The organism is Mesorhizobium sp. C277A, assembly GCF_040324395.1.
Lineage (GTDB): Bacteria > Pseudomonadota > Alphaproteobacteria > Rhizobiales > Rhizobiaceae > Mesorhizobium.
The window spans coordinates 712,542-734,399 of record NZ_JAMYVW010000002.1; the positions used below are offsets into that span (position 1 = coordinate 712,542).

Here is a 21,858-nt window from a genome sequence, read left to right on the forward strand (position 1 = left end):
CTCGCTCTATTGGAAGAACCATGCTGTTCTGGGTCATAGCCGCACTCCTCACGCTGGGCGCAAGCCTGGCGGTGCTGCTGCCGCTGACCGGCGGCGGCACGGACGCTCCGACCAGCAGCGACCATGACCTCGAAGTCTATCGCGATCAATTGGCCGAGCTCGAGCGTGACGCCGCGCGCGGCCTGATCCAGCCGGCGGAAGCCGAGGAGGCGCGCGCCGAAATCGCCCGCCGCATCCTTCGCCTGGGAGATGTTGGTCAAGCCAATGTCGGTCAAGCCGATGCACCTGGCGCGCGGCAGCCGTCGAGGGCGGCCAGGTTGATGGCAACATCAGCGGTGCTGGTGGTCCCGCTGCTCAGCTGGGGCCTGTACAGCCAGCTCGGCTCGCCGGATCTGCCGTCGCAGCCGCTTGCCGAACGGCTGGCCAAGAATCCGGCCGATAGTTCGGTCGACGAGTTGGTGGCGCGCGCCGAGGCCCATCTTGCCGCCAACCCTGGCGATGGACGCGGCTGGGACGTGCTCGCCCCGATCTATCTGCGCCTGCAGCGCTTTCCCGATGCCGTGACCGCCTATCGCAATGCCATCCGCCTCGATGGCGACACGGCTGCCCGCGAGGCCGGTCTCGGCGAAGCGATTGCCAATGCGGCCGGCGGCATCGTTTCGGCCGATGCGCAATCCGCTTTCGAACAGGCGCTAAAACTCGACCCGGCAAACGCGAAAGCCTCGTTCTATTTGGCGATGGCGCTGGCCCAGGAAGGCCGCATACCCGAGGCAACCACGGCTTGGCAGAAAATGCTCGATTCCCTGCCGCAGGATTCGCCATGGCGCGGAGCTGTCCAACAGGCACTGGCCGAGGCCGCCAACCGCAGCGTCGCGTCAGGAGAGCCCGCCAAAGGCCCCGACGCCGCAGCCGTCGATGCCGCCTCGTCGATGGCGCCGCAGGACAGGCAGGCCATGATCGAAACCATGGTCGCCGGCCTCGACGAAAAATTGCGGCAAAATCCGCGCGACGAGGAAGGATGGATGCGGCTCATTCGTTCCTATGTTGTGCTGGGCAAGGCTGACCAGGCGCGCGACGCGCTGCATCGCGGTATTGCCGTGTTTGGCGCCGACAGTGAGGAAGCGAAGAATTTCGCCGCCTTCGCCGCCTCGCTCGGCCTGACGGCGACGGAGTAGGACATGACGCGCAAGCAGAAGCGATTGTCGGTGATTGTCGGAGGTCTGGCCTTCCTCGGCGCCGCCACCGGGCTGACCTTCTATGCGTTGGGCCAGAAAGCCTCCTATTTCTATATGCCCGCCGATCTGACCACCGCCAGCTTGCAGCCCCGACAGCGCATCAGGCTCGGCGGCCTCGTGGAAAAGGGCACGGTCGTGCGCGGGCACGGCGCGACGGTTGCGTTCTCGGTCACCGACACGCACAAATCGGTCAAGGTCAGCTATACCGGCATCCTGCCCGATCTGTTCCGCGAGGAGCAGGGCGTCATCACCGAAGGCAGCTTTGGCGCCGACGGCGTTTTCGTCGCCGACAGCGTGCTGGCCAAGCATGACGAGCGCTACATGCCCAAGGAAGTCGCTGACGGGCTGAAGGCCAAGGGCGTGTGGCAAGAGAGCAAGAGTGAGTAATGGTTGAGACCGGACACTTCGCGCTCGTCCTCGCCTTTGTGCTGTCGCTGGTGCAGACGCTGGTGCCGCTCATCGGCGCCCGTACCGGCAACCAGAGGCTGATGGCTGTCGGCGGTCCCGTCACGGTCACAGGCTTCGCGCTCACGGCGCTATCGTTCGCAGCACTCGCCGGCGCCTATGCAAGTTCCGATTTCTCGGTGGCGAGTGTGTGGGAAAACTCGCATTCGCTGCAGCCGCTGATCTACAAGATCACCGGAACCTGGGGCAATCACGAAGGCTCGATGCTGCTCTGGGTGCTGATCCTGACCTTCTTCGGTGCGCTGGTCGCCGTCTTCGGCTCCAATTTGCCGGCGACGCTGCGCGCCAATGTGCTGGCCGTGCAGGGGGCTATCGGCGCCACCTTCTTCCTGTTCATCCTGGCGACATCCAATCCGTTCACCCGGCTCAATCCGGCGCCGATCGAGGGCCGCGATCTCAACCCGGTCCTGCAGGATCTTGGCCTCGCCATCCATCCGCCGCTGCTCTATCTCGGCTATGTCGGGTTCTCTATCTGCTTTTCCTTCTCGGTCGCCGCCCTCATCGAAGGCCGCATCGATGCCTCCTGGGCGCGCTGGGTGCGGCCGTGGACGCTGGTCGCCTGGATGTTCCTCACCGGCGGCATCGCGATGGGCTCCTACTGGGCCTACTACGAGCTCGGCTGGGGCGGCTTCTGGTTCTGGGATCCGGTCGAAAACGCCTCCTTTATGCCGTGGCTGGCCGGCACGGCTCTTCTGCATTCGGCGATCGTCATGGAGAAGCGTTCGGCGCTCAAGATCTGGACGCTGCTGCTTGCCATCCTCACCTTCTCGCTGTCGCTGCTCGGCACCTTCCTGGTGCGCTCCGGCGTGCTGACCTCGGTGCATGCTTTCGCCACCGATCCGACCCGCGGCATCTTCATCCTGTGCATTTTGACGCTGTTCATCGGCGGCTCGCTGGCCCTGTTTGCGCTGCGCGCCTCGCGGCTGACCGCCGGCGGCCTGTTCCACCCGATCTCGCGCGAAGGCGCACTCGTCCTCAACAATCTGTTCCTGACCACGGCCACGGCCACCGTGCTGGTCGGCACGCTCTATCCGCTGGCGGTCGAAGCGCTTTCGGCCGGCAAGATCTCAGTCGGCGCCCCCTTCTTCAACCTGACATTCGGCCCGCTGATGGTGCCGCTGCTGGTCGTGGTTCCTTTCGGACCATTGCTCGCCTGGAAGCGCGGTGACCTCTATGCCGTCGCCCAGCGCTTGATGGCGGCTTTCGGCGCCGCTCTCCTGGCGATGCTGGTCACCGGGCTGTTCATCGACGGCGCGTCGGTGTTCGCCGCCCTTGGTGTCGGCCTCGCCTGCTGGCTGGTCTGCGGCGCGCTCACCGACCTCGCCGTCAAGTCCGGCTTTGGCAATGTGTCGCACGCCATCATGCTGCGCCGTTTCGCCGGCCTGCCGCGTTCGGTGTTCGGCACTGCACTTGCCCATCTCGGCCTCGGGCTGACGACGCTCGGCATTGTCGGCACGCTGTGCTTCGGCACCGAAAGGATACTGTCGATGCATGCCGGCGAGAGCGTCGAACTCTCCGGCCACACGCTGCGTTTCGACGGCCTCTTCCCGGCGCAGGGTCCGAACTACAGCGAGCAGCGCGGCCGCTTTTCCCTGATCGGCGCCGATGGCGGCGTTTCAGCCGAAATCACCTCGGCCAAGCGCTTCTTTCCGGTGCGGCAGACGACGACGACCGAATCCGGCATCGAGACGATCGGCTTCAACCAGCTCTATCTGTCGCTGGGCGATGAAGGCACCGATGGATCCGTCGTGGTGCGCCTGTGGTGGAAGCCGCTGGTGACGCTGATCTGGGGCGGAGCTCTGGTGATGATGGCGGGAGCCGCAATGTCGCTGCTCGACCGTCGCCTGCGGGTTGGCGCACCCTCGCGCCGCCGCAAGCAGGCAGCCTCCATGCCGTCGGCAGGCGCGCCGTGAGCACCAGGTTCTCGTTGGCCTCGCTCACCCTGCTTCTGGCGCTGCTGTTTGCCGGCGCCGCGCAAGCGGTGAAACCGGACGAGGTTCTCACCGATCCGGCGCTCGAGGCGAGGGCGCGGCTCCTGTCGGAAGGCCTGCGCTGCATGGTCTGCCAGAACCAGTCCATCGACGAATCCGATGCAGACCTCGCCCGCGACCTGCGCATCCTGGTGCGCCAGCGCCTGGTTGCCGGCGATACCGACCAGCAGGTGATGGACTATATCGTGTCGCGCTACGGCGAGTTCGTGCTGTTGAAGCCGCGCTTCAGCCCGCGCAACGCCTTGCTTTGGGGCACGCCGGTGCTTCTGCTTCTAGTCGGCGGCATTTACATTGTGCTGACCACACGCTCCCGCTGCTCGTTGGCAACCAAGGCGCTGAGCGCCGAGGAACAGGCGGCGCTGGACAAGATGCTGAGCGACTAGCTCGGCCATTCCTCCAAAGGCCAGTCCCGCGACGTGTGGATGGCGCGCAGGATAACAATGCTCTGACGGCCGGCGATCAGGCGCAATTCATAGGCAATGATGTAGGGCAGGCGGCCGATGGGCTTCTCATAAGTGCCTGTTACCCGGCCAGGTCGGCCCGTCGCCATATCACCAAGGCCCCGGCCCATTTCACGGATACGGTCCGCGAGGCGTCGGGCGGCGGCAGGATTGTCCTGAGCGATAAAGGCAACTTGCTGCGTGAGATCGTCCAGCGCTTCTCGCGACCAGGTGACGAACCGCTTCACGCCTTGCCTGCGCGCCTGGCTTTCGCTGCTTCGATTACCGCGTCGAGCTCCGCCATGGCGTCGTCGTGGGGCACGACACGGCCAGCCTCTGCGTCGGCCATGCCACGTTTTATGCCTTCGATGATATCCAGCTCGCGATCGACATAGGCTGAGACCGCCTCGGCGGCGAGGAACGATTTACTACGCCTGGTATCGGTAGCGATCTGCTCCAGCTTCAGCTTGGTCTCGGACGAGACTCGAATGGTCATGGTGGTGCTTGCTGTCATTGTGAAAGCCTTGTGCTGAGTTGTGTACACCATAGGGCAGCAGGCGAGCGCAACCAAGCGATTTGTGCGACCGCCCAACATTACAAAACTTTCATGCACCGGAAATGGCGCCGTAATGTGCGCCTCTCTATTTCTCTTGTCCGAGGATGCTCTGCCTGAGCCGCATCCAGTGAAAAGAGGATACGAGACCCATGACTATCGCCCCCAACCCATATTCCCGCACCCGCAAACGCCTGTTGGCCGCCGCCGCTTCGCTGGCCATTGCCGGCGGCATCGGTTTCGGCGCCGTTGCCACTGGTACAGCTCCCGTTCTGGCCGACGCCGTGCGAGTCGAAGCGCCCCAGGTGCCGGGCTTTGCCGACGTCGTCGAGCGCGTTTCGCCGGCCGTGGTCAGCGTCAAGGTCAAGGCCAAGATCGAGCCTGCCGCCGATGACGGCTCCGACCAGTCCGACGATCCGGACGGCATGAACAACCTGCCCGACAATCCGCAGCTGCGCCAGTTCTTCAAGCAATTCCGCGGCTTTGGCGATCAGAACGGCCATGACGGCGGCAATCGTCGCTTCAGCCACCGCGACCATAACAACGACCAGCCGCGTCCGGTGGCGCAGGGTTCTGGCTTCTTCATCTCCGATGACGGCTATCTCGTCACCAACAACCATGTCGTCGAGGAAGGCTCCGCCTTCACAGTGGTGATGAATGACGGCAAGGAGCTTGACGCCAAGCTGATCGGCACCGATCCGCGCACCGATCTGGCGGTGCTCAAGGTCGATGGCGTCGGCAAGTTCACCTATGTCGATTTCGCCGACGATTCCAAGGTTCGCGTCGGCGACTGGGTGGTGGCCGTCGGCAATCCGTTCGGCCTCGGCGGCACCGTCACCGCCGGCATCGTCTCGGCCCGTGGCCGTGATATCGGCGCCGGTCCCTACGACGACTTCATCCAGATAGACGCTTCGGTCAACCGCGGCAATTCGGGCGGCCCGACCTTCAACCTCAACGGCCAGGTCGTCGGCATCAACACCGCGATCTTCTCGCCGTCGGGCGGAAGCGTCGGCATCGCCTTCGACATTCCGGCCTCGACCGCCAAGCAGGTGGTGCAGGATCTGATGAAGAGCGGCTCGGTGCAGCGTGGCTGGCTCGGCGTCGAAATCCAGCCGGTTACATCGGACATCGCCGAATCGCTGGGCCTGAAGTCGCAGAACGGGGCTCTGGTTTCGGGCGCCCAGGACGGTGGCCCCGGCAAGAAGGCCGGCATCACCGCCGGTGACGTGATCACCCAGGTCGAAGGCAAGGACGTCGCATCGCCGAAGGAACTGGCTCGTCTGATCGGCGCCTACCCACCCGGCAAGTCGGTCGACGTCACGGTGTGGCGCGACGGCAAGAGCCAGACCATCAAGGTCGATCTCGGCACGTTGCCATCCACTGACAAGCAGGCCTCGGCCGACCCGCAGCAGCCCGCGGCACCGGCAAAGCCCGCCGCGCTGGCCGATCTCGGCCTCACCGTCACCAAGTCGGAAAACGGCAAGGGCCTGGTGGTGACCGATGTCGATCCCGACAGCGATGCCGCCGACCGCGGCATCCAGCCCGGCGATGTCATCACCTCGGTCAACTCGACGGAGGTGAACGGCACCGACGACGTCACCAAGGCGATGGCCGATGCGGTCAAGTCCGGCCGCAAGGCGGTGCTGATGCAGATCACCCGCGACGATTCAAACCGCTTCGTCGCGCTGCCAGTCGCCAAAGGCTGACATCACACAGTTCCAGTGCGGCGGTTTCAACACCCCCGAGCCGCCGCACGGGAAGCAAGGGGCCGAACGCGTTAGTCAGTCATCGTGTTCTGCCCCCGGCGGCAGCGGGCCCCATCGCCCGCTGCCGCTCTAACATCGAAGCATGTCGCCCAAAAGTGCACGGCGGTTTTGGCAAAACGACATGCTTGAACGAAAGCTTTTGCGCTCATGGCCGCCCCTCAATCTTCCGGCGAAATCGCGTATAACGGCTCTATGAAGATTCTCGTCATAGAAGACGATCGCGAGGCGGCCGACTATATGCAGAAGGCCTTTGCCGAGGCTGGGCACACCGCCCATGTCGCCGGCGACGGCGAAACCGGCTTTGCGCTGGCCGATGCCGGCGACTATGACGTGATGGTCGTCGACCGCATGATGCCACGCCGCGACGGGCTCTCCGTCATTGCCGGCCTGCGCTCGCGCGGCAACACCACGCCGGTGCTGATCCTGTCGGCGCTGGGCGAAGTCGATGACCGCGTCACCGGTCTGCGCGCCGGCGGGGACGACTATCTGACCAAGCCCTATGCCTTTTCCGAATTGCTCGCCCGCGTCGAGGTGCTGAACCGCCGCGCCAGCGCCAGGGAGGCCGAAACCGTCTACCGGGTCGGCGATCTCGAGCTTGACCGGCTGTCCCATTCGGTCAAGCGCGCGGCGCGCGAGATCACGCTGCAGCCGCGCGAATTCCGCCTGCTCGAATATCTGATGCGCCATGCCGGCCAGGTGGTGACGCGCACCATGCTGCTCGAAAATGTCTGGGACTATCATTTCGATCCGCAGACCAACGTGATCGACGTTCACGTCTCGCGCCTGCGTGGCAAGATCGAGAAGGGTTTCGACAAGCCGATCCTGCATACGGTTCGCGGCGCCGGCTATATGCTGAAGAGCGGCTAGAGCATGATCCCAAAAAGTAGGTACCGGTTTTTGGAGAAGATCATGCTCCAACAAAGGGGTAGGTCATGATGAGATTTCAGCCAAATCTCATCATGAGCTAGAACTCGATGGCCCTTTCCCTGCCGGCCATCATGAGGACGACGGCGGCGCGGCTTTCAGCGCTTTATTTCCTGCTTTTCGCGCTATGTGCCGTGTTGCTGGTCTTCTACATGACGTCGTTGTCGGCCCGCATGCTGACCGGCCAGACCCAGCAGACCATCAATGACGAGGTGCTCGGCCTCGCCCGTGCCTATCAGAGCGGCGGCCTGCCGCGGCTGGTGCGCGTCGTCGAGCAGCGCTCGCGCCAGCCCGGCGCCAACCTCTATCTCATTGCCGATGTCAACGGCCAGATCCTCACCGGCAACGTGCAGAGCCTGGCACCGGGGGTGCTCGAGACCGATGGCTGGACGACCGAACCCTTCTCCTATCGCCGTTTCGGCGAAGGTGAGCTCGAACGGCAGCGCAACCAGGCTGCCGACCCGAACGGCGCGCAGCCCGGCGAGACCGAAATTCAGTCCGAGGGCGAGAAGGGCCACAACGCCATCGCGCTGGTGCTGCGGCTGCCCAACCAGATGATCATGCTTGTCGGCCGCGATCTCGGCGAGCCCGAGCGCTTCCGCGCCGTCGTCCGCCGCGCGCTGATGCTGGCGCTGGGCATGATGGGCCTGGGCGGGCTGCTGATCTGGTTCCTTGTCGGCCGCGCCGCGCTGAAGCGCATCGACAGCGTCTCGGAGGCAAGCCGCCGCATCATGGGCGGCGATCTCACGGGACGGCTGCCGGTGACCGGCGCCGGCGATGAGTTCGACCGCCTGTCGGAAAACCTCAACACCATGCTGGCCAGGATCGCGACGCTGAACGAAGGGCTGAAGCAGGTCTCCGACAACATCGCCCATGATTTGAAGACGCCGCTGACCAGGCTGCGCAACCGCGCCGAGGCCACACTTTCGGGCAAGCACAAGACCACCGACTACCGGCTGGCGCTGGAAGGCACCATCGCCGAATCCGACCAGCTGATAAAAACCTTCAACGCCATCCTGATGATCTCCAGGCTGGAGGCCGGCTATTCCTCGGAGAGCACCAGCAAGGTCGATCTCGCTGCCGCGGTGCATGACGTTGTCGAGCTTTATGAGCCGGTGGCGGAGGAGGCTGGCGTGGTGCTTGAAACTGCCGCGGACGGGAATTTTTCCGTCGATGGCAACCGCGAGCTGATCGGCCAGGCACTGTCGAACATCGTCGACAACGCCATCAAATACTCGACCGATGCGACGGAAAAGCCTGCCGTGCGCGTAGCCCTGCAGCGCGTCGGTCACGAAATCCGCCTTTCCGTTTCCGACAATGGCCATGGCATCCCCGACGATGCCGACCGCGCCAGGGCGACCGAGCGCTTCGTGCGGCTGGAAAAGAGCCGCTCGCAGCCGGGATCCGGCCTTGGTCTCAGCCTCGCCAAGGCGATCATGACTTTTCACAATGGCCGGCTTGAACTTCTGCCTGCCAATCCCGGATTGTCCGTTATCATGAGCTTCCCGGGGCGGGAGGACCATTGATGGCGGTGCGGATGGCGCAGAAACGGATCGAGACCGAATGGCGCCTGCAACTGGCGGCGCAGCTCGCGCCGCTGGATGAGACCCGCGCCCGGCGTGAACTGTCGGAGATCGCTGGCGATGCCAAGGACGAGAACCTGCCGCGGCTGGCGAAATTCCTAGGAGGCAAGGGCGCGGCCCAGGAGTTTCTCGCTGCGGTCTTCGATCTCTCGCCTTTCCTCCGCGATGTCGCGCGCCGCCGGCCGCAAATCCTCGACGCGCTGTTCGATGGCAGTGTCGAGGCTCGGCTGCTCGCCATCGCCGAAGCGATCGGCAAGGCCGCCTTTTCCGAGACCGTTTCCGAATCCAGCCTGATGATGGAACTCAGGCAGTGGAAGGGTGAAGCTCACTTCCTGATCGCACTTGCAGACCTCTCCGGCGAGGCCGATACCGCGCTGACGGTAAGGCGCCTCAGCAATCTCGCCGATGCCTGCACCTGCGCGGCGGTCGACTTCCTGCTGCGCGAGGCGCACAGCCAAGGCAAGCTCAAATTGCCCGATCCCGAAAATCCGTCACGGCAATCCGGCTGGATCGTGCTCGGCATGGGCAAGCTTGGCGCGCATGAACTGAATTTCTCCTCCGACATCGACCTCGTCGTCTTCTTCGATCCGGATGCGCCGGCGATCGTCGATCCGCTCGAGGCCACAGAGCTGTTTGCGCGCCTGACCCGCAGGCTGGTCCGCATCCTGCAGGACCGCACCGGGCACGGCTATGTCTTCCGCACCGATTTGAGGCTTCGTCCCGATCCAGGCTCGACGCCGCTGGCGATCCCGGTCGAGGCAGCACTTCGCTACTATGAGGCGCGCGGCCAGAACTGGGAGCGCGCCGCCATGATCAAGGCGCGTCCCGTGGCCGGCGATCTCGATGCCGGGGACGCGTTCCTGCGGGAATTGCAGCCCTATGTCTGGCGCAAATACATGGACTATGCGGCGATCGCCGACGTTCATTCGATCAAGCGCCAGATCCATGCCCACAAGGGTCATGGCGAGATCGCGGTCAAAGGACACAACGTCAAGCTCGGCCGCGGCGGCATTCGCGAAATCGAATTCTTCGTCCAGACCCAGCAACTGATCGCCGGCGGCCGTTTTCCGGAGCTGCGCGGCCGCGAGACGGTGCCGATGCTGGGTGCGCTGGCGGCGCGCAACTGGATCACCGCCGATGCACGCGACGCGCTCACGCAGCAATATTGGTTTCTGCGCCGCGTCGAACACGCCATCCAGATGGTCGCCGACGAGCAGACGCATATTCTGCCCGACGATGATGAAGGGCTGGAACGCATCGCCCATATGCTGGGCTTTGCCGATGCCGCCAGATTTGCCGAAACCTTTCGCGCGGCTTTGCATGAGGTCGAGCGCCATTACGCCGCGCTGTTCGAGACCGCGCCTGAATTGTCGGCCGGCGTCGGCAATCTGGTCTTCACCGGCGATGTCGACGATCCCGACACGCTGCAGACCTTGCACGGCCTTGGCTTCCAGCGGCCAAGCGACATCTGCCGCGTGATTCGAGGCTGGCATTTCGGCCGCTACCGCGTCACCCAGTCTGCGGAAGCGCGCGAGCGGCTGACCGAACTGACGCCGGCGCTGCTCAAAGCCTTCGGCCAGACGCGCCGGGCCGACGAGGCGCTGGTTCGCTTCGACGAATTCCTCGCCGGCCTGCCCGCCGGCATCCAGCTGTTTTCGCTGCTGCAGTCGAATCCCGCCCTGCTGAAACTAATGGCGACGATCATGGGCGCCGCGCCTCGGCTGGCGGCAATCATCACAAGGCGCCCGCATGTCTTCGACGGCCTGCTCGACCCGGCGCTGCTCGCCGAACTGCCCAACCGAGCCTATCTCTCAGCGCGGTTGGCCGCTTTCATCGAAGGCGACCGGGCTTATGAGGACGTGCTCGACCGTTTGCGCATCTTTGCCTCCGAGCAGAAATTCCTGATCGGTGTCAGGCTGCTCGCCGGCTCGATCGACCCGGCGCGCGCCGGCCGCGCCTTTTCCGATCTCGCCGACCTCACCATCGACGCCGCATTGCAGGCGGTGACCACCGAATTCGCGCTGCGTCATGGCCGCATCGCCGGCGGCACCGTGTCGCTGCTCGGCATGGGCAAACTCGGCAGCCGCGAGCTCACCGCCGGCTCCGATGTCGACCTCATTCTGCTCTACGACCACGACGCGAATGCCGACGAGTCCGACGGCGACAAGCCGCTCGCACCATCGCACTACTATACCAGGATGACGCAGCGGCTGATCGCGGCTGTCTCGGCGCCGACCGCCGAAGGCGTTCTCTACGAGCTCGACCTGCGCTTGCGGCCATCCGGCAACAAGGGGCCGGTGGCCACCCACATCGATGCCTTCAAGAAATACCAGCGCCAGGAGGCCTGGACCTGGGAGCACATGGCGCTGGCCCGGGGGCGCGCCATCGGCGGCGACGCGGCCCTTTGCGCCGAGGTCGAGGCCGAGGTGGCGGCACTTCTGGCCTTGCCGCGCGACGCCGCCAAGGTGAGGGCGGAGGCATCCGAGATGCGCGCGCTGATCGAGAAGGAAAAATCGCCGCGCGATCTCTGGGACATCAAGCTCATCTCCGGCGGCCTCATCGACCTCGAATTCATCGCGCAGGTGGCGGTTATAACCGGGCAGGTCGAAGCCGGCCGCAGGGTGACCGCGACCGGCGAAATCCTGGCGCATCTGTCGCCGGATTTCGCCGAGGCCGACGTCAGGCAGCAGCTTTTCGAAGCCTACCAGCTCTATCTGGCGCTGACCCAGATGACGCGGCTTTGCCTCACCGGCGCATTCGAACGCGATGACGTTCCGCCGGGATTGTCGGATCTGCTTCTGGCGGTGACTGACCTGCCGGATTTCGGTGTGCTGGAAGCACATCTCAAGGAGACGTCGCAAAAGGTCAGAAAGGATTTCGACCTTTTGCTTCGTACGAAACGGTTGTGAGGGCGTGAAGCGCTGGCGGCTGTTTCGGATCGCATCGGGGGTGACGATGCAACAGGAGATACCCATGAGAAAGACAACCGGACTTGCCCTTGCCTTCATCGCGCTTGCCGGCGCCGTCGGCACCACCGCCTATGCCGAGAACAATGCCAGCGCCAGAATGCGCGAGGGCACCATGATGCGCCTCGACAAGGCGATGAAGGATTCCAACGGCACCATCAGCTTCGACCAGTTTTCCGACGCCATGAACGCGCGGCTGAAGAAGCTGGTCGCCGATAATGGCGGCAAGCTGACAGTCGCCCAGCTCGCTGACGCGCTGGAGAAGGCGCGGTTCGAGGAAATGGCCAAGCGCATCGTTGCCCGCTACGACAGCAAGGGCGACGGCACGCTGACCACGGTCGACATCACCGGGCGCGAGAAGAAGGTGTTCGCCATGCTCGACCGCAACAATGACGGCAAGATCGAGCGCAACGAACTCCCAAAGAAAGGCCGCATGGGCCGCCACCACCAATGGGACGGCGGCGACGACAGCATGGAGTGAAATGGCGATATGTCTCCGGCGGCGAAAGCCGCCGGAGCCCTTACATGACCGGGGCTACTCAGTCCTTGAACGCGGCGGAGAGCACCGCTCGCATTGGCGGGCCGTCAGGCCGCCGCCTTCACCGCCGGTTGCGCCTTCTTCACCGGGATGCGCACCGACACGATCGTGCCGACGCCTTCGGTCGAGCGGATTTTCAGCGCTCCTCCTTGCAACTCGGCCAGCGAGCGCGAGATGGCAAGGCCGAGGCCGGAACCGGCGTGGTTCTTCGAAAACTGGTTCTGCACCTGTTCGAAGGGGCGGCCAAGCTTGCTCAGTGCCTCCTTCGGAATGCCGCAGCCATTGTCCTCGATGGTCAGCACCAGCGCGCCTGACGTGTTGCGGGCGCGCACCGAGATATGGCCGCCCTGACCGGTGAACTTCACCGCATTCGACAGCAGATTGATGGCGATCTGCTTGATCGCCCGGCGGTCGGCGAACAGCGTCATCGTATCGGCGATGCGGGTTTCGACCGTGATCGATTTCTCCGCCGCCTGCAGCGAGATCACCCGCACCGTCTCGCGGATCAGCGGGCAGAGATCGATTTCCTCGCGGTCCACCGAGAATTGGCCGGCTTCGATCTTCGACATATCGAGTATGTCGTTGATGACGCCGAGCAGATATTTGCCGCTGCCGTTGATGTCGTTGGCATATTCCTCGTAGCGCGGCGAACCGAGCGGCCCGAAAAGGCCTTGTTCCATCAGTTCGGAGAACCCGATGATGGCGTTGAGCGGCGTGCGCAGCTCGTGCGACATGTTGGCTAGGAATTCGGATTTGGCCCGATTGGCGGCCTCGGCGCGCTCGGTTTCCTTCATATATTCGCGGTTGAGCTCGACCAGTTCCTTGGCGCGCTCTTCCTCGGCCCGGCGGGCGAGGCTGAGGTCGTGGATGGTCGCCATCAGCCGGCGCTCGCTGTCGACCAGCTTTTCCTGGTGCAGCTTGATCTGGGTGATGTCGGAGCCGACGGAGACCGTGCCGCCGTCCCGGGTCCTCAGTTCGTTGACCTGCAGCCAGCGGCCGTCGGAGAGCTGCCGCTCGAAGGTTGCGCCCCCTTGCGGCCCGTTGGTGTTGGCCAGCCGCCGTTCAGAGGCGAAGGCCAGCATGCGCTCTTCAAGCACGGCGCGCGCAGCGCCCGGCATGACGTCGCGGTCCGACAGGCCGTTGTCCTTCTGGTATTTGGAATTGCACATGATCAGGCGCTGGGCGGCATCCCACAGCACGAAGGATTCGTTGATGTTTTCGATCGCGGTCCGCAGGCGCAGGTCGGCCGCCTCCGAGCGCAGCGCCAGATGCCGCTGCTCGGTGACGTCGACGGCAATGCCGATCAGCTGGATCTCAGGCGCTTCCGGGTCGATCACCTGGGCCCTGGCGCGCATCCACACCCATTGGCCGTCGGCGTGACGCATCCGGAACACCTGGTCGATATGGTCGATCTCGCGCTCGACGATTTTGTTGGCCAGCTCGAACAGGTCGCCGTCCTCGGGGTGGATGATGTCGTCGACCTCGCCGAACGACAGCATCGAGTTGCAGGGCTCGTAGCCCAGCATGTCGTACATCGAGCGCGACCAGTACATCTTGCCGCGCACCATGTCCCAGTCCCACAGGCCGCAGCGACCGCGAACCAGCGCCATGTCGATGCGCTGATGGGCTTCGAGATAGATGCGGTCGGCTGTCTGGGCGCGCGATGCCTGGCCGAAATAGGCGTAGAGGATGATGATCAGCACGCCGGCTGTCAGCACAAACAGCGTGACGTTGAGCGAGACGGTCTTGCGCCAGTTGTCGAACGCCGCTTCCTGCGGCACCAGCACGGCGGCGGCGTTCTTGCGGTCCCGGGTCAGGCTCACCGCCGCGTACCAGTCCTGGCCGCCGATGCTGACATCCATGACCCCGGCGCGGTCGCCGAACATGAACAGCGGCTGGCCGTCCAGCACCAGGCTGTCCAGCGATCGCCCTTGCCAGCCGGTCGACAGCGGCGACACGGCAATGATCTTGAAGGCGCTGTCGGTGATCACAAGCACATGGCTTCTGCCCATGGCGCCCTGGCGGCTCGTGCTTTCCAGAAGATCAATTGCACCGCTGGATGCCGCGGTCGGGTCGGCCGAGATTGCGTTCGCCATCTGGCCGGCGGCGAGACCTAGCACCGCCTTGCCGTCGCGCTCGGCCTCGTCGCGCTCGTTCATCAGCGACAGCACGCGCAGTGCGGCGATGACGATCAGGAAGATGATGATGAGAGCCGGTATCGAACGGCGCAGAAGGGGTTCGGCAGCCAGGAGCCGCCGGTAGGCTGGTTCAGCGATGAGCCGCGTATTGCCGGCGAGGCCGTCGCCTCGCGCCTTGCGCCGCTCAAAAGCCGTCCCTTCGGGCGCGCCCCACGCGTCCGCCTTGGCCATAAATGGCACTCCCCGAATTTCCGTACGCTTGACGATCCGGCAACACCGCACATCCGAATCGTCTGTAAAGAATCAAAGGTGATTCGCCTTGTCCAGAGGCGCGGCCGAAAAACATTAAAAATTGATTGAAATAACGCTGGAATCCCTCCCCTTGAGGGGAGGGTGGCCCGAAGGGCCGGGTGGGGTCCTCGGCGAAGCGCTCGACTCTCTCAATCACGGTCGAAGTTGGTCGACGTCGCGCACTGCCGCAACGACCCCACCCGTCCATCCGCCTTCGGCGGCTGTCCACCGTCCCCTCAAGGGGGAGGGATCAGGCCAGCGTTCGCTCCACAATGTCCCGCAAATCCGCCGACAGGTTCTCGGCACCGGCGATCGCCAGCAGCGCTTCCCTGGCCTTGGCTTGCCTGCCCGGCTCCAGCGAGCGCCACGAGCGCAGCGCTGTGGCCAGCCTGGCCGCCACTTGCGGATTGCGTTTTTCAACCTCGAGTACGGTCTGGGTAAAAAACCGGTAGCCTTCGCCATCGGCTCGGTGGAAGCCGGTCTGGTTGGCGCTGGCGAATGTGCCGACCAGCGAGCGCACCCGGTTCGGATTGGCCATCGAGAAAGCTGCGTGACCAGTCAGCTTGCGTACGGTATCGACTGTCCGGGGTCCCGGCACGCTGGCCTGGATCTGGAACCATTTGTCCATGACCAGCGGATCGGCGCCATAACGCGCCTCGAAATCGGCCAGCGCCTTGGTCGCCTCCGGTGAACCGTCATGGCGGTGCGCAAGGACGGTCAGCGCTGCGGCGCGGTCGGTCATGTTGGTCGCGGTTTCGAAATGCCGGGCGGCGAGCGCAGCACCTTCCGGCGGCAGCGAGAGGTAGTCGAGCAGGATGTTGCGCAGCGCGCGGCGTCCCGCACTTGCCGCGTCGGGGCTGAACGGCCCGTCGCCGGCGAGGCGGCCGTATAGGTCGGTGAACGTTTGCTGATTGGCGCGCGCGATTGCCAGCGCCAACGCCTCGCGAGCGGCAAAGATGGCGTCGGGATCGATGTTCGTGCCGATGTCGCGGGCAATGTCGGCCTCGCCCGGAAGTGACAGCGCCAGCGCCCGGTAGGCAGGTTCCAGGGTCTCGTCGCCGGCGATCTTGCCGGCAAGTCCGGTCAGCCTGGCGGTGAAAGCCGGCTTCGCGCCGCCGAGGATCTGGCGGAAGGCCGCTATCAGCGCATCGGTGAGCAGCGTGTTGAACGCCTGCCAGCGCGCGAAGGCATCGCTGTCATGGCCGGCGAGGAAGAACTGGTCGTCGGCCTTCTGCTCGACCGAAAGTGTGATCGGCGCCGAAAAGCCGCGATTGAGCGACACCGCCGGCCGCTCGGCGACGCCTGAGAAGCGCACCATATGTCGGCGCTTGCGGATATGGATGACACCGTCTTCGACGGTGGCGCCTTCGACGCCGCCATAGGCGACCGGTTCGCCGCCGGCGCCGACCAAGCCGAAGGCGAGCGGAATGTGCATCAGGCGCTTGCGGCTCTCCGACGGTGTCGGCGGCACCGACTGCTCGATCTCGAGGGTAAACTCGCGCGTCGCCGGATTGTGCGTCGAACTGACGGTCAGGTTCGGGGTGCCCGCCTGGTGATACCAGAGCGCGAACTGAGACAGGTCGCGCCCGGAGGCGTCCTCGAACACCTTCAGGAAGTCCTCGATCGTCGCGGCCTCGCCATCATGGCGCTCGAAATAGAGGTCCATGCCGGCGCGGAAAGCCTCGGCCCCGAGGATAGTGCGGATCATGCGCACGACTTCCGAGCCTTTTTCGTAGACCGTCGCCGTGTAGAAATTGTTGATCTCGCGGTAGCGGCGCGGCCGCACCGGATGCGCCAGCGGTCCCTGGTCCTCGGGGAACTGGTGCGCCCTCAGCGTGCGCACTTCGGCGATGCGCTTGACCGCGCGCGAGCGCTGGTCGGCGGAGAATTCATGGTCGCGAAAGACCGTCAGCCCTTCCTTGAGGCAGAGCTGGAACCAGTCGCGGCAGGTGATCCTGTTGCCGGTCCAGTTGTGGAAATACTCATGCGCGATGATCGCCTCGATATTGGCGAAATCGGCATCGGTGGCGGTTTCCCGGTCGGCCAGCACATACTTGTCGTTGAAGATATTGAGGCCCTTGTTCTCCATGGCCCCCATGTTGAAGTCGGAAACGGCGACGATGTTGAAGACGTCGAGGTCGTATTCGCGGCCGAAGGCCTGCTCGTCCCATTGCATCGAGCGCTTGAGCGCATCCATGGCGTAGCCGGCAAGCCCCTCCTTGCCTGGCTCGACATAGATGCCGAGTTCGACCTCGCGCCCGGACATGGTGACGAAACTGTCGGCGACCTTGCCGAGATTGCCGGCCACGAGCGCAAACAGATAGGACGGCTTGGGGAAGGGGTCGTCCCAGACTGCAAAGTGCCAGCCGTCGGCAAGCGCGCCGCTTTCGACCGGATTGCCGTTGGAAAGCAACAGCGGCGCTTCGTCCAGCCTCGCCTCGATACGCACGGTATAGACCGACAGGATGTCGGGGCGGTCGAGGAAATAGGTGATGCGGCGAAAGCCCTCGGCCTCGCATTGCGTGCAATAGACATTGCGGGAGCGGTAGAGGCCCATCAGCGCCTCATTGCTGGCCGGCGCGATCTCGGTCTCGAGCAGCAGCTGGAAACGGGCCGGCGGCCTCAAAATGGTCAGCTGGTCCGGCGTGGCGAGATACTCGGCCGGGGCAAGCTCGCGACCGTCGATGGCAATGCGCTTGAGCACCAGCCCGTCGCCGTCCAGCACCAGCGACGTCGAGGCGGCGGCGCCATCGCGGCGTTCGATCGTCAGCACTGCGGTGACACGCGTTGCGTCTGGCGAAAGGCGGAAGGTGAGGCCGGTTTGCGGGATGGAAAAGTCGTTGGGGCGGTAGTCTTCGAGCTTGAAGACCTGGCCGGTATCGGTTCGCATTCCCTTGGGTTTCCCTGTCGCTATCGGAGCCGCTGACGTGTCCTGGCCCATTAATCTAAAGTTGCGCGCTCTTTACACGAAACGGTCACTCGACAAAACTGCGCCAATGCCTATTTCACGGCGTTCCCCTTCCATCTTCATCGCGAGGCCTTGATGACCGTCGTCACACCGAAATTCGGCATGGGTGCCTCTGTGCTGCGTCCTACGATACATATCTGGGCAACGATTCGGGAAGCGGCGGAGGCGTGACTTTAGGGCCGAGAGACGAGGCGGCAGGGAAACTGTCCGATCATCCAGGGCGTGTGCTGACCGGGATCATGCTCAAGGTGATGTCGGTGGCGGTCTTCGTCGGCATGCAAACCTGCATCAAGGCCGCCGGCACTTTGCCGGCCGGCCAGATCGTCTTCTTCCGCTCCTTCTTCGCCATCTTCCCGATCATCGCCTTCCTGGCCTACAAGAGAAAACTCGGTACGGCGTTTGCCACCAAACGCCCGCTGAACCACATTGCGCGCGGTGTCGTCGGCGTTTGCGCCATGGGGCTCGGCTTCTTTGCGCTGACCCGGCTGCCGCTGCCTGAGGCGATCACGCTGAACTATGCCCAGCCTTTGCTGGTGGTGATGTTCTCTTCGCTGTTCCTCGGCGAAGCTATCCGCATCTATCGCTGGAGCGCGGTTGCGGTCGGTCTGGTCGGCGTGCTGATCATCTCCTGGCCGGAGCTGACGCTGCTCACGTCGGGCGCCGCACTCGGCGATCAGGAGGTGCTGGGCGTGATTGCGGCGTTGGTCTCCGCAGCGATCTCCGCCAACGCCATCCTGCTCGTGCGCAATCTTGTCCAGACTGAACGAACAGCGACCATCGTGCTGTGGTTTTCGGCAACGGCGAGCGTCATGGCGCTGTTTACGCTGCCTTTCGGCTGGCAGGCGCTGACGCCGCTGCAGGCCGGTCTTCTCATCGCCGCAGGCTTCTGCGGCGGGCTGGCGCAGATCCTGATGACGGCAGCCTATCGCCACGCCGAGGCCTCGGTGGTGGCGCCGTTCGAATACACCTCGATGATCCTCGGTGTCGTCGTCGGCTATTTCGCCTTCGGCGATGTCGCCACCATCAACACGCTCGTCGGCGGTGTGATCGTCGTTGCCGCCGGCATGTTCATCATCTGGCGCGAGCGCCAACTCGGCCTGGAACGCACCCGAACGCGCAAGGCAGCGCCACCACAGGGGTGAGGAGGTCCGCGGGGTTGGCTCAGTTAGCTTCCGCACGTTCCTTCGCCAGCCGCACCAGCACCGCTCGCGTCTGCTCGTCGGCCGGGAAGAAAGACTCGATCGCCAGTTCCGACAGCGTCACGTCAAGCGGCGTGCCGAAGACGGTGATGGTGCTGATGAAGGACAGCACCTGGTCGCCATGCGCCAGCCGCAGCGGATGGACGATGCCGTTGGGCTCGACCGGCACCGGCCGCGCACCCTTGAGCCCGGACGGATAGGTTCGCAATTCGCGCTCCAGCTCGACCAGGACGGGATCGCCGGCGGCATCGTTCTGGTGTTTCAGCCGCTCCAGCAGATGCGCCCGCCATTCCGCGAGATTGACGATGCGCGGTGCGATGCCGTTCGGGTGCAGGCTGAGGCGCAGCACATTGACCGGCGGCTGGAGCAGCGACGGCTCGGCAACATCGGCCAGAAATGGGCCGATGGCGGCATTGGCGGAAATCAGGTTCCAGTGCCGGTCGACGGCGAGCGCGGGGAACGGTTCATGCCCCTTGAGCACGCTCTCGACCGCGGCAAGCGCCGGCGCCAGCGTCTTGTCTGTGAGTGGCCGCTCGCTGAAGCTCGGCGCAAAGCCGGCAGCCAGCAACAGCTGATTACGCTGCCGCAGCGGAATCTCAAGCTGCTCGGCCAGATGCAGCACCATCTCGCGCGAGGGCGCGGCGCGGCCGCTTTCGACGAAGGAGAGATGACGCTGCGAAATCTCAGCCTCCATTGCGAGATCAAGCTGGCTCATGCGCCGGCGCGTGCGCCATTCGCGGATCAGGCTGCCGGCGGAGGTTTGGGCTGTTGTCATGGGGGATGAGTAGGCCGGGGAGAGGCGTATTTCAATTACCTGGGAGGTCATTGGCGCGGTTCTCCCTTCTCCCCCTGTGGGAGAAGGTGGCCGAGCGAAGCTCGGTCGGATGAGGGGTGTTCCAGGGAACGCCAACGTCTCACTCCGCTGGAACACCCCTCATCCGTCTCGGCGCTGCGCGCCGATCCACCTTCCCCCACAAGGGTGGAAGGAAGAGGCGCGCTTCACCCCACCTCCCGCAACTTCGCCTTCACCTCGAGAAAATCCCGCCAGGCCAGCTTCTTGTGCGCAGGGGTCCGCAAGAGATAGGCCGGATGCAGCGTCGGCATCGCCGGAATGGCGACACCGGAAGCCGTGGTGTGGACGCGCCAATTGCCGCGCAGGCGCAGGATGCCCTCGGTCGTGTTGAGCAAGGTTTTGGCTGATGGGCCACCGAGATTGACCAGCACCTTCGGATTGACCAGCTCTATCTGCCGCTCGATGAAGGGACGGCAGATTTCGGTCTCGTGCGGCGTCGGCGTGCGGTTGCCGGGTGGCCGCCAGGGAATGACGTTGGCGATATAGACCGAAGTCCGGTCAAGCCCGATCGCAGCCAGCATGCGGTCGAGCAGCCGGCCCGAGCGGCCGACGAAGGGCAGGCCCTCAATATCCTCGTCGCGGCCGGGCGCCTCGCCGACCAACATCACCAAACCTTCCGGATTGCCGTCGGCAAAGACCAGGTTCTTGGCGGTGAATTTGAGGTTGCAGCCATCGAACGACGCCATGTGCTGGCGCAGTTCGTCGAGCGTCGAGGCACTTGCCGCCATTTGCCGGGCCAGGGCCGCCTGTGCCTCGTCGGGCACCGTCGCCATGGCCGGAACGGAACGCGCCGGCGCGTCCGGCACCCGGCTTGCGTCCAGCCCGGGGCTGGCGGCGGCTTGTTCCGGAAACTTGTTTTCGCGAGGCGGCGCGGCAGGCGCCGTTGTGCGCTCGGGGCGCTTCGGTGCTGCCCCGGCAAACCGGTTCACCGGCGCGTCCTCCAACGCTTCGTCGACACCGGCAGAGGCGTAGAAGGCGAGCAACTCGGCCAGGTCGGATCGGTTGTTGGGGGAGGCGGCAGTCATGCCGGGCACATTCGTCCGCCGAGAGACGATTTGCAAGGTTGGGCGGTTAGTAATCTCCCCCTTAAGGAGGGAGATTACGCGCTCGTCGGCTTTCGCCAATCACGAAGGGCATTTCGTGGCGATTTTCACGGCGTCTGCCGCTTACCCCGTCGGTATCCGCGGATCCTGCACCAGATAGAACGTCCAGCGCGGCGTGTAGTCGGTGATCAGAAACTCGAAGCGTCCCCTCTTCAGCGGGTCGATCTGTCCACTCTTGAACAAGAGCCGGTCATAGGGTTCGAAATCGCGGTCGAAATCGGCGTACGCGCTCGACAGGATGTTGTCGGGCGTCTTGTTGCGCTGGTCGAAGGACAGGCCGTCGCCGAACACGCTCGGCTGGTTGAGTATCTCCTGCAGCTCGAACTGGAATTCGACCCAGGCCTGGCCGCTGTTGTTGAGCACCTCGATACGCATGTACAGGATGCCGTTGGCGAATTCGCCGTTGGTGCTGAACGGCTGGATCGGTTTGGTGGTGCGGATGGTGAGCGTCACCGGCGTCGACGAATTCAGCTCCTCGGAGATGACCAACGGATCTTCCTTGGTGCCGGTGCCCGAGGCGCCGGTGATGTGGAAACCGCCAAGCTCGTCGGAAAAGGAATAGGCGCCGGTCGCCCACACCTTCACCGGCTCGGCCTGAGCGCGAACCGGCGTAAGCATTGAAAGGGCGAGAAGGATCGCTCGGCACGTCCGGCCGGGCGGAAGGGGGAAGCGCGTCAATGAATAGCCGGACGGCGTGCGCATGGAAATAAGTATGGCCGATAAGAGAGCCGTCGAACAATTAAAATATGGGACGCTGAGCGCGGCCGCGCGCAAAACGCTTGCGGCAGAGTTGTCATCCGCGACTTTTTGTCGAAATCGGCATTGTCACGTCAGCGCCGGTTTCC

At 64.4% G+C, this 21,858-nt stretch carries 17 protein-coding genes; 10 read left to right on the forward strand and 7 right to left on the reverse strand.

Annotated elements, in window-relative coordinates:
• Positions 1-20: 20 nt before the first annotated feature.
• Genes ccmI through NKK52_RS03450 form a run of 4 tightly spaced genes read left to right on the forward strand, consistent with a single transcriptional unit; the run spans position 21 to position 4,074 of the window.
• Positions 21-1,175, forward strand: coding sequence for a c-type cytochrome biogenesis protein CcmI (ccmI, locus tag NKK52_RS03435; protein ID WP_023684531.1), 1,155 nt, complete (start codon positions 21-23; stop codon positions 1,173-1,175).
• A 3-nt stretch (positions 1,176-1,178) separates the two neighbouring features.
• Positions 1,179-1,622, forward strand: coding sequence for a cytochrome c maturation protein CcmE (gene ccmE, locus NKK52_RS03440; protein WP_023684530.1), 444 nt, complete (start codon positions 1,179-1,181; stop codon positions 1,620-1,622).
• A complete protein-coding gene (locus NKK52_RS03445; protein ID WP_023684529.1) occupies positions 1,622-3,613 on the forward strand; it encodes a heme lyase CcmF/NrfE family subunit in 1,992 nt (663 codons plus the stop codon). Before ccmE ends, NKK52_RS03445 begins: the two co-directional genes overlap by 1 nt.
• Complete coding sequence (locus tag NKK52_RS03450; protein WP_023684528.1) at positions 3,610-4,074, forward strand: cytochrome c-type biogenesis protein; 465 nt, start codon at positions 3,610-3,612, stop codon at positions 4,072-4,074. The genes NKK52_RS03445 and NKK52_RS03450 overlap by 4 nt, the downstream gene beginning before the upstream one ends.
• On the opposite strand, the gene NKK52_RS03455 is transcribed toward NKK52_RS03450, so the two are convergent.
• On the reverse strand, positions 4,071-4,379 hold the full coding sequence (locus tag NKK52_RS03455) for a type II toxin-antitoxin system RelE/ParE family toxin (RefSeq protein WP_023670182.1): 309 nt from the start codon (positions 4,377-4,379) through the stop codon (positions 4,071-4,073). The two genes, NKK52_RS03450 and NKK52_RS03455, sit on opposite strands and share 4 nt — an antisense overlap.
• Complete coding sequence (locus NKK52_RS03460) at positions 4,376-4,645, reverse strand: CopG family ribbon-helix-helix protein (RefSeq protein WP_023684527.1); 270 nt, start codon at positions 4,643-4,645, stop codon at positions 4,376-4,378. The genes NKK52_RS03455 and NKK52_RS03460 overlap by 4 nt, the downstream gene beginning before the upstream one ends.
• Positions 4,646-4,836: 191 nt before the next feature.
• Here NKK52_RS03460 and NKK52_RS03465 point away from each other — a divergent pair, with 191 nt between their 5' ends.
• The 5 genes from NKK52_RS03465 (at position 4,837) to NKK52_RS03485 (ending at position 12,404) form a co-directional block, all read left to right on the forward strand.
• The gene (locus tag NKK52_RS03465) at positions 4,837-6,390 is read left to right on the forward strand and encodes a Do family serine endopeptidase (protein ID WP_023684526.1); all 1,554 of its coding nucleotides are present in this window, start codon (positions 4,837-4,839) and stop codon (positions 6,388-6,390) included.
• Between the two features lie 252 nt (positions 6,391-6,642).
• On the forward strand, positions 6,643-7,317 hold the full coding sequence (locus tag NKK52_RS03470) for a response regulator transcription factor (RefSeq protein WP_023670185.1): 675 nt from the start codon (positions 6,643-6,645) through the stop codon (positions 7,315-7,317).
• 107 nt (positions 7,318-7,424) lie between these two features.
• Positions 7,425-8,900: a sensor histidine kinase gene (locus NKK52_RS03475; protein ID WP_023684525.1), complete on the forward strand. Its 1,476-nt coding sequence runs from the start codon at positions 7,425-7,427 to the stop codon at positions 8,898-8,900.
• Positions 8,900-11,866, forward strand: coding sequence for a bifunctional [glutamine synthetase] adenylyltransferase/[glutamine synthetase]-adenylyl-L-tyrosine phosphorylase (locus NKK52_RS03480; RefSeq protein WP_031204198.1), 2,967 nt, complete (start codon positions 8,900-8,902; stop codon positions 11,864-11,866). The genes NKK52_RS03475 and NKK52_RS03480 overlap by 1 nt, the downstream gene beginning before the upstream one ends.
• Before the next feature lie 64 nt (positions 11,867-11,930).
• On the forward strand, positions 11,931-12,404 hold the full coding sequence (locus NKK52_RS03485) for an EF-hand domain-containing protein (protein WP_023684523.1): 474 nt from the start codon (positions 11,931-11,933) through the stop codon (positions 12,402-12,404).
• Positions 12,405-12,508: 104 nt separating this feature from the next.
• On the opposite strand, the gene NKK52_RS03490 is transcribed toward NKK52_RS03485, so the two are convergent.
• Both NKK52_RS03490 and pepN read right to left on the reverse strand, forming a co-directional pair.
• Positions 12,509-14,830: a PAS domain-containing sensor histidine kinase gene (locus NKK52_RS03490; RefSeq protein ID WP_023684522.1), complete on the reverse strand. Its 2,322-nt coding sequence runs from the start codon at positions 14,828-14,830 to the stop codon at positions 12,509-12,511.
• A 310-nt stretch (positions 14,831-15,140) separates the two neighbouring features.
• A complete protein-coding gene (gene pepN, locus NKK52_RS03495) occupies positions 15,141-17,780 on the reverse strand; it encodes an aminopeptidase N (protein ID WP_023684521.1) in 2,640 nt (879 codons plus the stop codon).
• 317 nt (positions 17,781-18,097) lie between these two features.
• Between pepN and NKK52_RS03500 the strand changes: the two genes are divergently transcribed.
• Positions 18,098-19,000: a DMT family transporter gene (locus NKK52_RS03500; protein ID WP_084013026.1), complete on the forward strand. Its 903-nt coding sequence runs from the start codon at positions 18,098-18,100 to the stop codon at positions 18,998-19,000.
• A 19-nt stretch (positions 19,001-19,019) separates the two neighbouring features.
• Here the strand turns inward: NKK52_RS03500 and NKK52_RS03505 are convergent, their stop codons facing one another.
• The 3 genes from NKK52_RS03505 to NKK52_RS03515 form a co-directional block, all read right to left on the reverse strand.
• Positions 19,020-19,832, reverse strand: coding sequence for a helix-turn-helix domain-containing protein (locus NKK52_RS03505; protein WP_023684519.1), 813 nt, complete (start codon positions 19,830-19,832; stop codon positions 19,020-19,022).
• A gap of 224 nt (positions 19,833-20,056) precedes the next feature.
• Complete coding sequence (locus NKK52_RS03510) at positions 20,057-20,935, reverse strand: uracil-DNA glycosylase (RefSeq protein ID WP_023684518.1); 879 nt, start codon at positions 20,933-20,935, stop codon at positions 20,057-20,059.
• Positions 20,936-21,076: 141 nt separating this feature from the next.
• The gene (locus NKK52_RS03515; protein ID WP_023698594.1) at positions 21,077-21,631 is read right to left on the reverse strand and encodes a hypothetical protein; all 555 of its coding nucleotides are present in this window, start codon (positions 21,629-21,631) and stop codon (positions 21,077-21,079) included.
• Positions 21,632-21,858: the final 227 nt, after the last annotated feature.

Excerpts from the sequence above, each read along its gene's own strand:
- ccmI (WP_023684531.1), top strand. The coding sequence starts at position 21 with ATGCTGTTCTGGGTCATAGCCGCACTCCTCACGCTGGGCGCAAGCCTG.
- ccmE (WP_023684530.1), top strand. The coding sequence starts at position 1,179 with ATGACGCGCAAGCAGAAGCGATTGTCGGTGATTGTCGGAGGTCTGGCC.
- NKK52_RS03445 (WP_023684529.1), top strand. The coding sequence starts at position 1,622 with ATGGTTGAGACCGGACACTTCGCGCTCGTCCTCGCCTTTGTGCTGTCG.
- NKK52_RS03460 (WP_023684527.1), bottom strand. The coding sequence starts at position 4,645 with ATGACAGCAAGCACCACCATGACCATTCGAGTCTCGTCCGAGACCAAG.
- NKK52_RS03465 (WP_023684526.1), top strand. The coding sequence starts at position 4,837 with ATGACTATCGCCCCCAACCCATATTCCCGCACCCGCAAACGCCTGTTG.
- NKK52_RS03470 (WP_023670185.1), top strand. The coding sequence starts at position 6,643 with ATGAAGATTCTCGTCATAGAAGACGATCGCGAGGCGGCCGACTATATG.
- NKK52_RS03475 (WP_023684525.1), top strand. The coding sequence starts at position 7,425 with ATGGCCCTTTCCCTGCCGGCCATCATGAGGACGACGGCGGCGCGGCTT.
- NKK52_RS03480 (WP_031204198.1), top strand. The coding sequence starts at position 8,900 with ATGGCGGTGCGGATGGCGCAGAAACGGATCGAGACCGAATGGCGCCTG.
- NKK52_RS03485 (WP_023684523.1), top strand. The coding sequence starts at position 11,931 with ATGAGAAAGACAACCGGACTTGCCCTTGCCTTCATCGCGCTTGCCGGC.
- NKK52_RS03490 (WP_023684522.1), bottom strand. The coding sequence starts at position 14,830 with ATGGCCAAGGCGGACGCGTGGGGCGCGCCCGAAGGGACGGCTTTTGAG.
- pepN (WP_023684521.1), bottom strand. The coding sequence starts at position 17,780 with ATGCGAACCGATACCGGCCAGGTCTTCAAGCTCGAAGACTACCGCCCC.
- NKK52_RS03500 (WP_084013026.1), top strand. The coding sequence starts at position 18,098 with ATGCTCAAGGTGATGTCGGTGGCGGTCTTCGTCGGCATGCAAACCTGC.
- NKK52_RS03505 (WP_023684519.1), bottom strand. The coding sequence starts at position 19,832 with ATGACAACAGCCCAAACCTCCGCCGGCAGCCTGATCCGCGAATGGCGC.
- NKK52_RS03510 (WP_023684518.1), bottom strand. The coding sequence starts at position 20,935 with ATGACTGCCGCCTCCCCCAACAACCGATCCGACCTGGCCGAGTTGCTC.
- NKK52_RS03515 (WP_023698594.1), bottom strand. The coding sequence starts at position 21,631 with ATGCTTACGCCGGTTCGCGCTCAGGCCGAGCCGGTGAAGGTGTGGGCG.